Consider the following 15,014-nt stretch of genomic DNA (forward strand, 5'->3'; position numbering starts at 1 on the left):
CTACCACAACAGCGACGTCAGGATGTAGTCGGCGGCCAGAATGATCACGCAGGACTTGACCACCGCGCTGGTGGTGGACTGGCTCACGCCCTCGGGCCCGGCGTGGCCGGACCGCAGGTGGGTGTTGTACCCCTCGAAACAGCAGATGGTGCAGACCAGCAGCCCGAAGACGATGGACTTGATGAAGCCGCCCTCGATGTCGTCCCAGTCCAGGGAGCCGGACACCCGCGACCAGTACACGCCCGCGTTGGCCCCGAGCAGCTTCACGCCGGTCAGCCAGCCGCCCCACAGGGCGATGAGGTTGAAGAACGCGGTCAGGATGGGGAAGCTGATCAGGCAGGCGGCCATCTTCGGGGCCACCAGGTAGCGCATGGGGTTGATGTCCATGATGGTCAGGGCATCGATCTGCTCGGAGATGCGCATGACCCCGATCTCGGCGGTCATGGCCGACCCGGCCCGGCCCGTGAGCATGATCGCGGTCAGCACCGGGGCCAGCTCGCGGACCATGGACAGGGCCACGCCCGTGCCCAGGAACCCGTCCGCGCCGAACACGGACAGGGCGTAGTAAAGCTGCATGCCCATGACCATGCCGGTGAACAGCCCGATCAGGGCGATGACCGACACGGACTGCACGCCGATGAAATAGATCTGGCGGACGATCTTCGGGAACTGCCCCAGGCCCGCGAAGACAAGCCGCATGGAATCGAGGAGAAAGAGCGTCAGACTCCCGATCTCGTCCACGACCTCACGGCATATCCCGCAGGGAAACAGAGGCGCGGCCGCCCCGCGTGTTTTCTCCGTCATACGAATGGCTCCCCGCCCTTGAACGGCGGCTCCCGCCGACCCCGACAACCGCACCCGCCGCCCTCGGCGCACGGGTTGCGTAGCTTGCTACTCTGGCATCATTAACGAATATGAATCTAAACGGCAAGACCGTTAGATATAGTAATCATAACAATCAGGATAGTTTCCCGATTCCGACAAGTCTCATTTCCCGTTCGGGCCGCCGTTCTTGCGCGCCCACCAGTCCCGGTCCGGGCCCAGGAACCACCAGTCCTTGTGGTCGGTCTCGACGATGGTCTGCGCCAGATCCCGGCCCCACTCGGTGCGCACGCGCTTGACCGCGCTCTCCAGCCACTGCCCGGCGTAGCGGTTGCCCAGGTCCAGCTCTTCCTTCAAATTAAGCATGAAATCCAGCTGGTCCGCGTCCTGGGCCAGCCTGGCCTCCAGGGTCTCGGTCTCCTCCAGCTCCTTCCAGTAGCCGAGGATCTCCTCGCCCAGCCCCGTGCCCTCGGTGGCGTGCTCCAGCACCTCGGTGCGCCTGGACTTGTTGTAGATGTGGGCCACGTAGTTGAAGTCCCCGGTGCGCGCCTCGTGCAGGTCGTGGAACAGGCACATGTACGTGGTCCGGGCCACGTCCGCCCCGGCCATCAGGGCCAGCACGTGACCGATGACCGCCGTGCGGAAGGAATGCTCGGCCACGTTCTCCGAACCCGTGCCCAGAAACTGGTACCCGGTCCTCGGCGTCTTGCGCAACATCCCGCACTCGTTGAAGAAGTCAACGATCCTGGTCAACCTGCCACGCCCTTTCATGTCAGCCATGTTGCCTCCGGCGGCCGGGGGAAGGGGGAGAAAAACCCTTTGAAAAGGGTTCGTTCTCCCCCTTCCCCCGGACCCCCATCCCCCTCTTTTCCCAAACTTTTTATATCCGCTTCGCGGGGTGGGTGAACAGGGGATCGGTATATTTATTAGCTGCGGTAGTCCGCGTTGATGGACACGTAGTCGCGGGTCAGGTCGGAGGCGAGCAGCATGGAGGAGCCCGGACCGTTGCCCACGGCGATGTGGATGACGATGTCCCGCTCCTTCATGATCGGCTTGAGCAGGTGGTCCATGTCGCCCGGCTCCGGGGTGCCGTTGCGGAAGACCAGCACGCCGCCGATCTTGAGGACCAGGTCCTCGGCCCGGAAGTCCGCGCCCGAGTAGCCCGCCGCGCAGATGATCCGCCCCCAGTTGGGGTCCGAACCGAACAGCGCGGTCTTGACCAGGGGCGAGTTGCCCACGGCCCGGGCCACCTTCTCGGCGTCCACGTCGTTCTTCGCCCCCGAGACCTCGATGAAGGCCACCTTGGTGCCGCCCTCGGCGTCCATGACGATCTTGTAGGCCAGCTCCTCCAGGACCGAGAGCAGGTGCTTGCGCAGCTCCACGTAATCGTCCTCGGACTCCACGGCCACGCCGGACGCGCCGTTGGCCAGGGCCAGGACCGTGTCGTTGGTGGACATGTCGCCGTCCACGGTCACGCGGTTGATGGTCAGGTCCACGCAGTCGGCCAGCATGGCCTGCCACGCCTGCGCCGAGACGTCCGCGTCGCAGACCACGAAGCAGAGCATGGTCGCCATCTTGGGCGAGATCATGCCCGCGCCCTTGCACATGCCGAGCAACCGGACCTCGCCGCCGTGCAGCTCGAAGGAGGCCTCGGCCAGCTTGTGCATGGTGTCCGTGGTCATGATCGCCCTGGCCGTGTCCTCGGGACCGGCCGTGGCCAGGCTCTCCCTGAGGGCGGGCATGACGGCGGCCCACTTCCGCATGTCGAACTGCGCGCCGATGACCCCGGTGGAGGCGGGCAGCAGTTCGTCGGCCGGAACGTCCAGGGCCTGCGCCGCCAGGTTCAGGGTCTCGCGGCAGTTGGCACGGCCCTGGTCGCCGGTGCAGGCGTTGGCCTGGCCCGAGTTGACCAGGAAGCCGGACATCCTTCGGCCGTCGGCCAGCATCTCCTTGCACTGGAGCACGGGCGCGGCCTTGAATTTATTGGTGGTGAACACGCCGGCGGCCACGGCCGGGGTCGCGCTGACGATGGCCCCCAGGTCGAGTTTGCCGGGCTTCTTGAACGACGCCGACGCCGCGGCGAAGCGGTATCCAACGGGTATTTTCATCGGGTTCTCCGGATGCTGTTTTCGAATCGACCACAGGCATAACGCAGAGTCGGGCCGCTGAAAAGGGGGAAGTGGTTGCCTCTCCCCGCACGCGGGCGTATGCCGGTGGCCATGGACCCGCTCACCCTCGCCCTCGTGTTCGCCACGTTCTTCTTCGCCGCCTTCCTCAAGGGGACCGCCGGGCTCGGTTTCGCCACCACCTGCCTGGGGATCATGGCCGCGTTCCTCGACGTGCGCCAGGCCATCCCCCTGGTGATCATCCCGTCCGTGCTGTCCAACGCCCTGGTCATGATCGACGCGGGCGGGTTCTTGCCCATCCTGCGCCGCTTCCGGTTCATGCTCCTGGCCACCCTGCCGGGCCTGTTCGTCGGCCTGTGGCTGCTGGGCGGCAGTTCCTCGGCCACGCCCCGCCTGGTCCTGGGCGCGGCCATGTTCCTGTACGGCGGCTGGGGGCTGTGGGGCGGCACCCTGCAACTGGTCCAGCGCCCGCTGCTGGACACGGCCGTGGGCTTGGTCACCGGCGCGGTCAACGGCCTGACCGGCTCGCAGATCATGCCCATCCTGCCCTACCTCATGTCCCTGGACATCACCAAGGACCAGCTGGTCCAGGCCATCAACACCTCCTTCACCCTGTCCTCGGTGATCATGCTCGTCGGCCTGAACCGCCTCGGCCTGGTCTCCATGGAGGTCCTCGCCGTGTCCGTGGCGGGGCTCGTCCCGGTCTTCCTGGGCATCCTCGTCGGCAGCAAGGTCCGGCACCGGCTGCCCGAGCCCGCCTACCGCCGGGTCGTCTTCGCCCTCATCGGCGTGCTCGGCCTGGGGCTGATCCTCCGCGCCTTCCTGTAATTCTTGCCTTCCGGCCCCGAACCGGCCTATTATCCCGCATAAACCGGATACCCAAGGAGCCCTCCCATGCGCACCACGTTCCTTCGCCTGATCGCGGCCGTTCTGGCCGTGGCGCTCTTGAGCCTGCCCGCCCTGGCCGGGCGCAAGCTCAACGTCTCGACCGGACAGACCGTGTACGTGCCCATCTACTCCCACATCTACCAGGGGCCCAAGGGCAAGCCGTACAACCTGTCCGCCCTGCTCTCCATCCGCAACGTGGACCGAAACCACGCCATCACCGTGACCTCGGTCAAATACTACGACAACAACGGCACCATGGTGAAGGACCACTTCGCCGAGCCCGTGGTCATCAAGCCCATGGCCACCCGCGAGGTCTACGTGTCCGAGGGGGACCTGACCGGCGGGTCCGGGGCCAATTTCACGGTCAAGTGGAAGGCCGAGAAGGACACGGCCGTACCGGTGATCCAGGCGGTCATGATCGGGACGGCCTCGGGCCAGGGCATCTCCTTCGTCTGCGACGGCGTGGCCATCGAAGAGGACTGAGGCCGCACGCAGCGGAACGAAAAGAGCCGCCCCTCGGGGCGGCTCTTTTTTTGTCGGAAGACGGGGTGCGGCGGCCTAGTCGTGCGTGTTCATGCCGTTGTAGACCCAGCCGAAGTACTTGCGGGCGATGTGGGCCGCCACCTCGGCGGCGTCATCCAGGCCGAACCTGGGGACGTCGGCGTCCACGCCGCGGTCCGTGACCATGGCGATGAGCTTCCTGGCCTGCTGGTTGTAGCGGTCGCACAGGGGCTGGGCATGGGCGTCGGCCCGGTAGACCTCGATCTTGGGCTGGTCCGCGCTGAAATACCCCTCCGCCAGGACAAGGTCCTTGTCCGCGAACAGGGTCTCAGCCAGCTCCTCCAGGGACCGCTCCCGGTCCACGGACTTGATCATGGCCACGCGGTCGGGCGAGGAGACCACCACGGTCTCGGCCCCGGCGCGTTTGAGCCGCCAGGAGTCCTTGCCCTCCACGTCCATCTCGAAGGAATGGGCGTCGTGCTTGACCGCGCCCACGGACAGCCCGAGCTTGCGCAACTCGGGCAGAAGTTTCTCCAAAAAGGTGGTTTTGCCGGACTTCTTCTTGCCGACAATGCAAAGTATATGCTGCGCCATTTCAGATCCTTATGGTTGATATGCGGAAAAGCGCCCGGATGTCCGCAACAGCGCCGGGCACGACGTGACGACAGACATTAATCATATATTAAGGGGCCAATGGGTGCAATCCTTTACAACAAACGTAGCGGGTGACACTATGCCATCAGACCACCCGCAAACACCCCGAGGACGCCCATGCCCGCACCCATCTCCCGCCAGGACGCGGTCCGCAAACTGCTCCGGCTCGCCCGGCCCGTCGAGGCGCGCGCCGTGCCGCCCAAGGACGGCATCGGCCTGGTGGCCGCCCGGAACGTGGCCGCCCTGTGCGACGTGCCCGAGCACGCCTGTTCGGTGCGCGACGGATACGCCGTGCGCAGCGAAGACGTGTCCCGTGCCCGGTCGCTGGACCCGGTGCGCCTGGCCGTGAACGGCTGCCTGCGCGCCGAGTCCGCGAACCCGCCGTCCATCGAGCCGGGCACGGCCGTGCGCGTGCTGACCGGCGGCCCGGTGCCGCCCGGCGCGGACGCGGTCTTCGCGGAAGAGGACGTCGAGGAAACGGACGGTCATATCCTGGTGCGCGAGCCCGTGCGTCCCGGCTGGTACGTGCGCGCGGCGGGCGGCGAGATCGCCCGGGACACCGTGATCACCCCGGCGGGCGCGCCGATCACGCCCCAGGCCGCGGCCATCATGACCCGCACCCGGGTGGCGTCCGTCCCGGCCCATCCCCGACCCCGGACGCGGCTCCTGGCCCTGGGCAGCGAACTGGCCAAGCCGGGCGCGGCCGAGGACGACGGCGACCACCCCGGCACCATGCACTTTCCGGCGGACAACCTGGTCCTGCAACGGGGACTGTTCGAGGCGGCCGGGGCGGTGGTCGAGCGCACCGGGGTCATCCCGGACGACCGGGACCGGCTGGTGGCCGCCCTGTCCGCGCCCGACCTGCCGGAAATCCTGGTCACCACGGGCGGCACGGGCAACAGTGAACGGGACTTCGCCTTCGAGGCCGCGCAACAGGCCGGGTTCACGCCCGTCTTTCACCGCATCGACATCCGGCCCGGCCGGAACATGTTCACGGCCGTGCGCAACCAGACCCTGCTCTTCGGCCTGCCCGGCCCGCCCGCCGCGGGCCACGCCTGCTTCCACGCGATCATCCTGCCGGTCATCCGCCGCCTGCGCGGCCTGCCCGACCCGGAGACCCCGCGCACGGCCCAATTCACCCAGGCCATCAACGCCCGGCCCGGCTCCGAATGGCTGGTCCAGTGCGCCCTCGAAATCCAAGGCTCCACCCTGACCGCCACCCCTCTTGCGGGCAAGACCGTGCCGCCCATGCTCGGCCTGGCCCAGGCCCACGGCCTCGCCGTCCTGCAAAGCGGCCAGACCATCACCCCCGGCGACGAAACCGAGATACTGACCACGCTGTTCTAGGAGCGCCTGCGACGCCCGGGGGAAGGGGAAGGAAAACCCTTTGAAAAGGGCTTTCCTTCCCCTTCCCCCGGACCCCCATCCCCATCCTTTCCTAAACTTTTTATCGCCGCTTCGCGGGGTGCGAGCTTGATATTCCGGCCCGCGACCGGGCACATTGACTTTCGCGTCAACCCGGCAAACAGGGTGCCATTGAGCACCGTGCGCTCAACCCCCACCACCCCCCGGAGCGATTCGGGTGGCGCAGCCACCCGACAGCGGCTCTCCCCCCGTCGCCCCCCCCGCCCTCGGAATAGGCTTTCGAGAGTGGGTCAGCTGTGCATTTTCTTCCTGGGGGCTTTCACCGCAGCGTATTTGGGGTATACGTGATGATAAAAGCCCTCTGGGAAAAATGCAGATGGCCCGCTATCGGAAGCCGCTCCCCACCCGAAGACCAACCCCAAAAACTGTCACGGAGCTTTCGATAGGCCGTCACGAAGATGTAACACGGTGGGTCTATCACTACGGCACACGTCGACGAGGAATGGTTTTTTTCATAAATTTTTAAGGAAGGTACTTCTGATGAAAAAATTGCTCATTGCTTTCGTGACCCTGGCCGTCCTGAGCGTTTCCGCTCTGTCCTTCGCCGCGGAGATCCGCGTCAAGGGCTCCACCACCGTTGATCCGGCCATGAAAAAGCTGGTGGCCGCCTACCAGACCGCCAATCCGGGCGTGAACTTCTCCATCTCCGCCACCGGTTCCGGCGACGGCGCCAAGGCGATCATCAACAAGACCGCCGACATCGGCATGATGTCCCGTCCCATGAAGGACGCCGAAGTCAAGAAATGCCAGGCCAACGGCATCGAGCCCGTGCGCACCATCATCGCCCTGGACTGCATCGTGCCCATCGTGCACCCCTCCAACCCGGTCAGCGCCCTGACCACCGCCCAGCTCAAGGACATCTACCAGGATAAGGTCCGCAACTGGAAGGAAATCGGCGGCAACGACGGCATGATCGCCCTGTTCTCCCGCGAGACCAACTCCGGTACCTACGAAGTGTGGGAAGAGAAGGTCATGGACAAGGAAGACGAGAACGACCTGGTCTCCCGCATGCCCTCCAACGCCGCCATGGCCGGCAAGATCGCCGGCAACAAGAACGGCATCGGCTACGTGGGCCTCGGCTTCCTGAACCCGAAGGTCAAGGGCCTGGCCGTCAACGGCATCGTGCCCTCCGTCAAGACCGGCGCCGACGGCACCTACCCGCTGGCCCGCAAGCTCAACCTGTACACCGGCGGCCAGCCCACCGGCGAGGTCAAGAAGTTCTTCGACTTCGTGATGTCCCCGGCCGGCCAGAAGATCATCGCCGAAGTCGGCTTCGTGCCCGTCAACTAGACCGAACGGCAACCAAAGACGAACGCAACTTCCCGTCGGGGCGGCTTACCGCCCCGACGGGATCACGCATCAAAGGCGGACAGCATATGCTCGTTTCACGGTCCAACAAGGAAAAGCTCATCCGGGGCATGTTCCTGCTCTGCGCCAGCGCCTCGATCATCGCCCTCGGGCTGATCATGTACTTCCTGATCTCCGAGGCGCTGCCCACGTTCACCGGCTTCGACGCCATGGGCGAAAAGATCAGCGGACTGAATTTCTTCGACTTCATCTTCGGCACCCAGTGGAAGCCCATCTCCTCGCATCCGCGCTGGGGCATCCTGCCGCTGATCATGGGCTCCTTCTGGGTCACCCTGCTCTCCTCGCTCATCGCCATCCCGCTCGGCATCATGACCGCCGTGTACCTGGCCGAGATCGCGCCCCACAAGGTGCGCGAGATCGTCAAGCCCATGGTCGAGCTGCTGGCCTCCCTGCCGTCGGTCGTCATCGGCTTCTTCGGCATGGTCGTGGTCGCCCCGATCCTGCTCAACATGTTCAACATCCGCTTCGGCGTGAACATGCTCAACGCCTCGATCATGCTGGCCTTCATGGCCGTGCCCACGATCACCTCCATTGCCGAGGACGCCATCCACTCGGTGCCGGACGAGGTCCGCGAGGGGTCCCTGGCGCTCGGCGCAACCCGGTTCGAGACCATCTGGCGCGTGGTCCTGCCCTCGTCCCTGTCCGGGCTGTCCACGGCGGTCATCCTGGGCATGTCGCGGTCCATCGGCGAGACCATGGTCGTGCTCATGGTGGCGGGCGGCGCGGCGCGCATCCCGACCTCGATCTTCGATCCGGTCCGGCCCATGCCCGCGTCCATCGCCGCCGAGATGGGCGAGACCAGCTTCGGCCTGGAGCGGCACTACTTCGCCCTGTTCGCCATCGCCATGGTCCTGTTCATCATCACCTTTCTGTTCAACCTCCTGGCCGACCACATCGCCCACAAATACAAGCAGGTCGGCTCGGCCAGCCTCTAGGAAAAGGACATGACCGAAATGGCAAGCACCGAAATGACCATGAACGATTCCAACATCCCGGACACCCCGGGCCTGCGCTTCCGGCGCAAGGCGACCCAGGAGGTCTGGTTCAGCCTGTTCCGGATCGCCGTGGCCATCAACGCCCTGGCCCTGTTCATCATCGTGGGCTACATGATCTACTACGGATTCCCGGCCATCAGCTGGGATTTCCTGACCACACAGCCCACCGAGGGCGGCCTGGCGGGCGGCATCTTCCCGTGCATCGTGGGCACGTTCTACCTCTCCCTGGGGTCCATGGCCCTGGCCCTGCCGCTGGGCGTGGCCGCGGCCATCTACCTGCACGAGTACGCCGCACCCGGCCCGTTCATGCGCGTGGTCCGGCTGTGCATCAACAACCTGGCGGGCGTGCCGTCCGTGGTCTTCGGCCTGTTCGGCATGGCCTTTTTCGTGGCCGGGCGCGATCTGGGCGGCCTGGGCATGGGCGTGTCCATCGCCTCGGGCTGCATGACGCTGGCCGTGCTCATCCTGCCGGTCATCATCGGCACCTCGGAGGAGGCGCTCCGGAGCGTGCCCAACACCTACCGCGAGGCCTCGCTGGGGCTGGGCGCGACCAAGTGGCAGACCATCTTCAAGGTCGTCCTGCCCTCGGCCATGCCCGGCGTGCTGACCGGCTCGATCCTGTCCATCTCCCGCGCGGCGGGCGAGACCGCGGCGATCATGTTCACGGCGGCGGCCAGCTACAACCCGACCCTGCCGGGCTCCATCTTCGACGAAGTCATGGCCCTGCCCTACCAGATCTATTCCCTGTCCGTTTCCTCCACCGACCCCGAGGCCACCCTGCCCCTCCAGTACGGCACGTCGCTGGTCCTGGTGGCCCTGGTCCTGGGCATGAACCTGGTGGCCATCATGCTCCGCTCGCACCTGCGCAAGAAACTCAGCTAGCCCCTCCTCACACACTCGAACGAAAAGCCCCCGTACCAACAGGTACGGGGGCTTTTTCATCGGACACCTCCCCGCGAAGCGAATACGCATCCGCGACAAAGGCGCCATGGAGGGATGCAAGGGGGCGAACCCTCGCCCGCCGGAGGCGAAACCACCCGGCAATCGCCGCGAAGCGGCCTTCTATTTCTGATTTTGCTTGGGCGAACGGACAGGAGAGCTACAACCCCGCGTACAGCCGGGCGTAGTCCACGACCATGCGTTCGGCGGTGAATTTCCGGCCGCCGGACAGGAACGCCTCGCGGCCGAGCTGGCGGACCAGGGAGCGGCTGGACAGGACGGACAGGGCGGTGTCCACGAAGCGGTCGCGGTCGCCGGGAGGCACGAGCATGCCGGTCAGGCGGTCCACGATCTGTTCGGGCACGCCGCCCACGCCGTAGGCCACCACGGGCAGTCCGGCGGCCATGGCCTCCAGGACGACCAGGGAGTGGTTGTCGGCGCGGGTGGGATAGAGCAGGGCGTCGGACGCGGTCATGAGCAGGGCGAGCTTGGCGCGGTCCACGTAGGGCCAGAGGATGAAGTCGTCGCGCCGCTCCTCGCGGTCCCCGCCCACGGCGAAGCAGACCAGGTCGGGCAGGGCCTTCTTGAGGCGCTCCCAGATGTCCTGCCAGGTGTCGCCGGACTTGTAGGCCGCGTTCATGCCGCCGTGGGCCGCGAACAGGGCCACGCGCGCGGCCGGGTGGATGCCGAGCGCCCGGCGGGCGTCGTTCTTGGTGCGCAGCCCGGTGGGCCAGGGGATGCCGTTGGGGATGACCCGGACCGGCCGGAGCAGGTGGGTCCTGGCCAGCCGGGCCAGCCAGCGGGACGGGGCCACCAGGGCAGGCTCCAGCCGCCGGACCTCGGCCAGCTTGCGCTTGCGCAGCCCCTCGGCGTCCGGGAAATTGCGCGGGCAGGGGTCGGCGCAGCCGTCCTCCCGCATGGGGCAGTTCAGGGGATAGGGACAGCCGCCGGTGAACAGCTCGCAGTCGTGCAGGGTGACGACCACCTTGGTCCCGGTGGGGATGGACCCGAGCAGGGCGGGCCAATCCCCGGTGCAGTGCACGTGGGCCACGGTGCCCTCGGGCAGGCGCGCGCCGAACTCCTCGGGCTGCATGGCCGCGCCGTCGGCCTCCTCGGCCAGTTCGAAGGACAGGCAGGTCTCCACCCCGCGCCGCCCGAGCCCTTCGAGGAGCAGCCGGGCCACGCGGGTGGCCCCGCCGCTCGCCTCCAGGCCGGTGTGGTGATGGACCGGGGGCAGCTTCATGGCCTAAAGGTCCACCGTGTCCATGTCCAGGATCATGTCCACCAGGTCCGGGTCGTGGGGATCGGGCGCGATCTCGAAGCCGAACTTCCGGGACAGCCCCTGCATGGCCTTGTTCTCGAGCATGGTCTGGCCGATGAGCACCTTGGTGCCGCGCTCCTTGGTGTAGCGGATGCCCTTGTAAAAGAGCATGGAACCCAGCCCCTCGCCCTTGAGGTCCGAGCGGACCACGATGGCAAACTCCGCCTCGGAGTTGTCCGGCTTGGTGTTGGTGCGCATGACCCCCAGGGTCTCGGGCTCGCCGCGCTCGGTCAGGGCCGTGGCGATAAAGGCCATCTCCCGGTCGTAGTCGATCTGGGTGAAGCGGGCGATGTCCTTGTGGTCGAACTCGCGCTGGACCACGCCGAAGAAGCGCAGCCGCAGGTCCTCGTCCGACAGGTTGGCCAGGAAGGCGCGGTGGGTCTCCTCGTCCTCGGGCCGGATGGGCCGCAGGGTGACCTGGCGGCCGGACTTGAGGGTGACGCACTCCTCCAGCTCGCGGGGATAGGGCCGGATGGCCAGCCGGGACTCGCCCTCGCCCTCGAACGGGGCGATGTCGATCTTGGCGTCCAGGGCGAGCACGCCCTCGGAGTCGGCGTAGAGCGGGTTGATGTCGATGGCCGTGATCTGCGGCACGTCCACGATGAGCTGGGATATCTGGATCAGGGTCAGGCAGATGTCGTCGATGTCCGCCGGGACGTGGGACGGGGTGCCCTTGAGCAGGGTGCTGATGCGCGTGCGCGAGACCACCTCGCGGGCCAGGGACATGGACAGGGGCGGCAGGGTCTGGGCCTGGTCCTGGATCATCTCGCGGGCCATGCCGCCGTGGCCGAACTGGAGGACCGGGCCGAAGACCGGGTCCAGGCGGGCGGACACGGACAGCTCGTGCGCGCCGGGGCGGCGGCCCATCCTCTGGACCGTGAACCCCTCGATGTAGGCGTCGGGCCGCTCGCGGGTGCAGCGGGCCAGGATGGAGGCCGCACCCTCCCAGACGCGCTCGGGGGTCTCCAGGTCCAGGAGCACGCCGCCCACGTCGTAGGGCTGGGGCACCTGGGGGCTGCGCAGCTTCAGGGCCACGGGGTAGCCCAGGGCGTCGGCCGCGATGACCGCCTCCTTGGCGGACACGGCGATGCGCGTCTCGACCACCGGGATGCCGTAGGCGGCCAGGATGTCCTTGGCCTCGGGCTCGGTCAACGCCTTGCGCCCGGTGTCCAGGGCCTTGCGCACGATGTCGCGCGCCCTGGAGGTGTCCGGGAAAAAGTCCGTGGGCAGGGAGTCCGGGGTCTCGATGAGCATCTCCTGGTTGTGCAGGTACTCGGCCATGTACAGGAAGGCCTGGACCGCCTGGGTGGGGGTCTCATAGGTGGGGATGTCCGCGTTGCGGAAAATCTCCCTGGCCTGGCCCGCCTTGCCCGAGCCGAGCCAGGCGGTCAGGACCATGCGCCGGACCCGCTTCAGGGAGTCGCGGATGGCCTCGGCCACCTCCACGTCGGGCTGGGCGGCCCAGGGCACGTGCATGGCCAGGATGCCATTGGAATTCTTGTCCTTGATGAGCAGCTTGAGGACCTCGGAGTAGGCCTTGCCGTCGGCGTTGAAGGGGATGTCCACGGGGTTGGCCCGGGACCAGTTGCCCTCGCCGAGGACCCCGTCGATGCCCTTGATGGTCTCCTCGGACAGGGGGGCCATCTCGCCGCCGCCCACCAGCAGCCGGTCGGCGGCCAGGATGCCCGCGCTGGTCCCGTTGGTCAGGATGGCCAGCCTGCGGCCGAAGACCTGGCGGGGCGTGGACAGGGTCTGGGCCGCGTCGAACAGGCCGTCGATGTCCTCGACCCGGAGCATGCCCGCCCGGCGGAAGGCCACGTCGTAGATCTCGTCGGAATGGCGGCCGTCGCCGGTCTCGCGCAGCTTGAGGTCGCCGAGCACGGTGTCCAGGGCCTGGCCCGGCCTGATGACCAGGACCGGCTTGTTGCGCGAGGCGGCCCGGGCCGCGGACATGAACTCGCGGGCGTCCTTGATGGACTCCACGTAGAGCATGATGGACCGGGTCAGGGGGTCGGAGCCGAGGTAGTCCAGGATGTCGGCGAAGGTCACGTCGATGCGGCTGCCCAGGGCGACCATGTGCGAGAAGCCCACGCCCTTGTCGATGGCCCAGTCCAGGACCGTGGCGAAAAGCGAGTCGGACTGCGAGATGAAGGCCACCTTGCCCGGCTCCACCCGGGCGTGGGCCAGGGAGGCGTTCAGGTTGAGCGACGGGACCATGAAGCCCAGGGACTTGGGCCCGAGGATGCGGATATCCGGCGGCTGGGCGATGGACAGGATGGTGGACTTGATGTCCTGGCTCTCCTCGTAGGACATGGAGGCGAAGCCCGCGCCCATGATGACGGCCGCGCGGGTGCCCCGCTCCTTGAGGGAGTGGATGACCTCCGGGACCTCCTCCAGGGGCGAGCAGACCACGGCCAGGTCCGGGGTCTTGGGCAGGTGCCGGACCGAGGGATGGGTCAGCACCCCGGCGATGGCCTCGGCCTGGGACGAGACCGGCATGACCGGCCCCAGGAATCCACCGGCCATGATGTTGCGCATGACGATATTGCCCGCGTTGCGCGGATCGTTGGTGGCCCCGATAACCGCGACGGAGGTGGGCTTGAAGAGATATTCGAGGTTGGTGACGCTCATGTGGCTCCTTGGGGTGGCGTGTCGGAAGCGATTTAGGCAAAGGATAGCGCCTTTTGCCGCCATGAGGCAACCGCAGAATGGACGCGCGGACCGCCCGTTTCCCGGAGCCCGGCGCCCTCCCCTTCCGGTCGTCGGACCTCAAGAACCATAGACAAACCTAAAGTTTTCCATGGGACATCCGATAGGGTCCGTGAGGGGATGTCCATGCAGGCAACAAAGGAGTGCGCACCATGGCTATCGAATCGCTGATGCAGCAGACCGGCGTGTTCGTGGACACGCTGACCGTCAAGCCCGCGGCCACGGTCAAGACCGAAACCGAGGTGGCCCAGGACGCCGTCACCCCGGAGCAGGGGGACACCGTGACCATCTCCGAGGAGGGCCGCGCCCTGATCGCCATGGAGAGCCTGGGCAAGTCCGACGACGAGTCCGACCAGGAAACGGACATGGACCAGACCATCGACTCCCTCAAGGACCGCATCCAGAAGCTGGAGGAGGAGATCAAGGCCCTGGAGGACGGGGACCTGCCCGAGGACCGCAAGCAGACGCAGATCCAGGAGAAGGAGAACATGCTCATGGACCTGCGGGACCAGCTGCTCAAGGCCCAGCAGACCAAGCTCAAGGCCGACGGCATGGCCGAGGGCGGCGGCACCAGGGCCAACGGCTTCGGCAACACCGCCGGGACCTTCTGATCCGAAACGACATTTTCCGCCGGGACGGGCGCGACGGGGACTCCCGTCGCGCCCGTTTTCGTGCGGCCGAAAAAAACCGGCCGCGCGCTAAAGGATTTCCGGACTGCGGACGATAGACCACGCAGGGAGACGCGAACACACTTCAAGGAGCCTTGTCATGACCATAGAAGCATTGACCTACCAATCGGCCTTCGTGGATTCCCTGTCCATCAAGACCCAGACCGCATCCGGCGACACCGCGGCCGGTGACGGAACCTCGGACCAGGGCGACACCGTGAGCATCTCCGAGGAGGCCAAGGCCCTGTCGGGCGCCATGTCCGCCACGGGCGGCACCAAGACCGCGTCCGCCTCCGGGGCCTCCTCCGAATCCGACGACAGCGACACCTCCGAGACCGAGCAGACCATCGAGGACCTCCAGGACCGCATCGAAAAGCTCGAACAGGAGATTGAGGAGCTCAAGGACGACGAGTCCCTGCCCGACGACCAGAAGCAGGTCCAGATCCAGAACAAGCAGAGCGAACTCACGCAGTTGCAGGGCCAGTTGCTCGAGGCCCAGTCCGAACTGCTCGAGTCGTCCTCCGCCGAGGGCTGACCGGATCGACCCGGCGGCGGACAGGGGACGCCCTGACCGCCGCCCGTCTCCGGCCGACGTCCC

Annotated in this window: 14 protein-coding genes; 8 read left to right on the forward strand and 6 right to left on the reverse strand. The window is 66.8% G+C overall.

The genetic code is table 11. The annotated features are described in order from the left end of the window. The 3 genes from DND132_RS10410 to argJ all read right to left on the reverse strand — a co-directional run bounded on the left by DND132_RS10410 (position 1) and on the right by argJ (position 2,930). Entirely contained in the window at positions 1-804 is an 804-nt protein-coding gene (locus DND132_RS10410; RefSeq protein WP_014322700.1) for an MlaE family ABC transporter permease, read from the reverse strand. Between the two features lie 183 nt (positions 805-987). After that, positions 988-1,602, reverse strand: coding sequence for an HD domain-containing protein (locus tag DND132_RS10415; RefSeq protein WP_014322701.1), 615 nt, complete (start codon positions 1,600-1,602; stop codon positions 988-990). Between the two features lie 146 nt (positions 1,603-1,748). Next, positions 1,749-2,930, reverse strand: coding sequence for a bifunctional glutamate N-acetyltransferase/amino-acid acetyltransferase ArgJ (gene argJ / locus DND132_RS10420; protein WP_014322702.1), 1,182 nt, complete (start codon positions 2,928-2,930; stop codon positions 1,749-1,751). A 111-nt stretch (positions 2,931-3,041) separates the two neighbouring features. Here argJ and DND132_RS10425 point away from each other — a divergent pair, with 111 nt between their 5' ends. Next, a complete protein-coding gene (locus DND132_RS10425; protein WP_148266977.1) occupies positions 3,042-3,776 on the forward strand; it encodes a sulfite exporter TauE/SafE family protein in 735 nt (244 codons plus the stop codon). 66 nt (positions 3,777-3,842) lie between these two features. After that, entirely contained in the window at positions 3,843-4,319 is a 477-nt protein-coding gene (locus DND132_RS10430; RefSeq protein WP_014322704.1) for a DUF3124 domain-containing protein, read from the forward strand. A 75-nt stretch (positions 4,320-4,394) separates the two neighbouring features. Here DND132_RS10430 and mobB read toward each other — a convergent pair whose 3' ends face one another. Beyond that, positions 4,395-4,931 carry a molybdopterin-guanine dinucleotide biosynthesis protein B gene (gene mobB / locus DND132_RS10435; protein ID WP_014322705.1) on the reverse strand — a complete coding sequence of 179 codons (537 nt, stop codon included), beginning with the start codon at positions 4,929-4,931 and terminating at the stop codon, positions 4,395-4,397. A 177-nt stretch (positions 4,932-5,108) separates the two neighbouring features. Between mobB and DND132_RS10440 the strand changes: the two genes are divergently transcribed. From DND132_RS10440 to pstA, 4 genes are all read left to right on the forward strand, one after another. Continuing rightward, positions 5,109-6,338: a molybdopterin molybdotransferase MoeA gene (locus tag DND132_RS10440; RefSeq protein ID WP_014322706.1), complete on the forward strand. Its 1,230-nt coding sequence runs from the start codon at positions 5,109-5,111 to the stop codon at positions 6,336-6,338. Between the two features lie 558 nt (positions 6,339-6,896). Further along, positions 6,897-7,706 carry a PstS family phosphate ABC transporter substrate-binding protein gene (locus DND132_RS10445; RefSeq protein WP_014322707.1) on the forward strand — a complete coding sequence of 270 codons (810 nt, stop codon included), beginning with the start codon at positions 6,897-6,899 and terminating at the stop codon, positions 7,704-7,706. 86 nt (positions 7,707-7,792) lie between these two features. After that, a complete protein-coding gene (pstC, locus tag DND132_RS10450; RefSeq protein WP_014322708.1) occupies positions 7,793-8,719 on the forward strand; it encodes a phosphate ABC transporter permease subunit PstC in 927 nt (308 codons plus the stop codon). Positions 8,720-8,728: 9 nt separating this feature from the next. Further along, positions 8,729-9,661 (forward strand): phosphate ABC transporter permease PstA, encoded by a 933-nt coding sequence (pstA, locus tag DND132_RS10455; RefSeq protein WP_014322709.1) that lies wholly within the window; start codon positions 8,729-8,731, stop codon positions 9,659-9,661. Positions 9,662-9,878: 217 nt separating this feature from the next. On the opposite strand, the gene DND132_RS10460 is transcribed toward pstA, so the two are convergent. Both DND132_RS10460 and DND132_RS10465 read right to left on the reverse strand, forming a co-directional pair. Continuing rightward, complete coding sequence (locus tag DND132_RS10460; protein WP_014322710.1) at positions 9,879-10,961, reverse strand: glycosyltransferase; 1,083 nt, start codon at positions 10,959-10,961, stop codon at positions 9,879-9,881. Between the two features lie 3 nt (positions 10,962-10,964). Continuing rightward, positions 10,965-13,670 carry a bifunctional acetate--CoA ligase family protein/GNAT family N-acetyltransferase gene (locus DND132_RS10465; RefSeq protein ID WP_014322711.1) on the reverse strand — a complete coding sequence of 902 codons (2,706 nt, stop codon included), beginning with the start codon at positions 13,668-13,670 and terminating at the stop codon, positions 10,965-10,967. Positions 13,671-13,900: 230 nt separating this feature from the next. On the opposite strand from DND132_RS10465, the gene DND132_RS10470 reads away from it, so the two are divergent. Together DND132_RS10470 and DND132_RS10475 are read left to right on the forward strand one after the other, a co-directional pair. Beyond that, on the forward strand, positions 13,901-14,359 hold the full coding sequence (locus DND132_RS10470) for a hypothetical protein (protein ID WP_014322712.1): 459 nt from the start codon (positions 13,901-13,903) through the stop codon (positions 14,357-14,359). Positions 14,360-14,516: 157 nt separating this feature from the next. Continuing rightward, complete coding sequence (locus DND132_RS10475; RefSeq protein ID WP_014322713.1) at positions 14,517-14,951, forward strand: hypothetical protein; 435 nt, start codon at positions 14,517-14,519, stop codon at positions 14,949-14,951. Positions 14,952-15,014: the final 63 nt, after the last annotated feature.

Origin of the sequence: Pseudodesulfovibrio mercurii (genome assembly GCF_000189295.2) — a bacterium.
In the GTDB taxonomy this organism is placed as follows: Bacteria; Desulfobacterota; Desulfovibrionia; order Desulfovibrionales; family Desulfovibrionaceae; genus Pseudodesulfovibrio; species Pseudodesulfovibrio mercurii.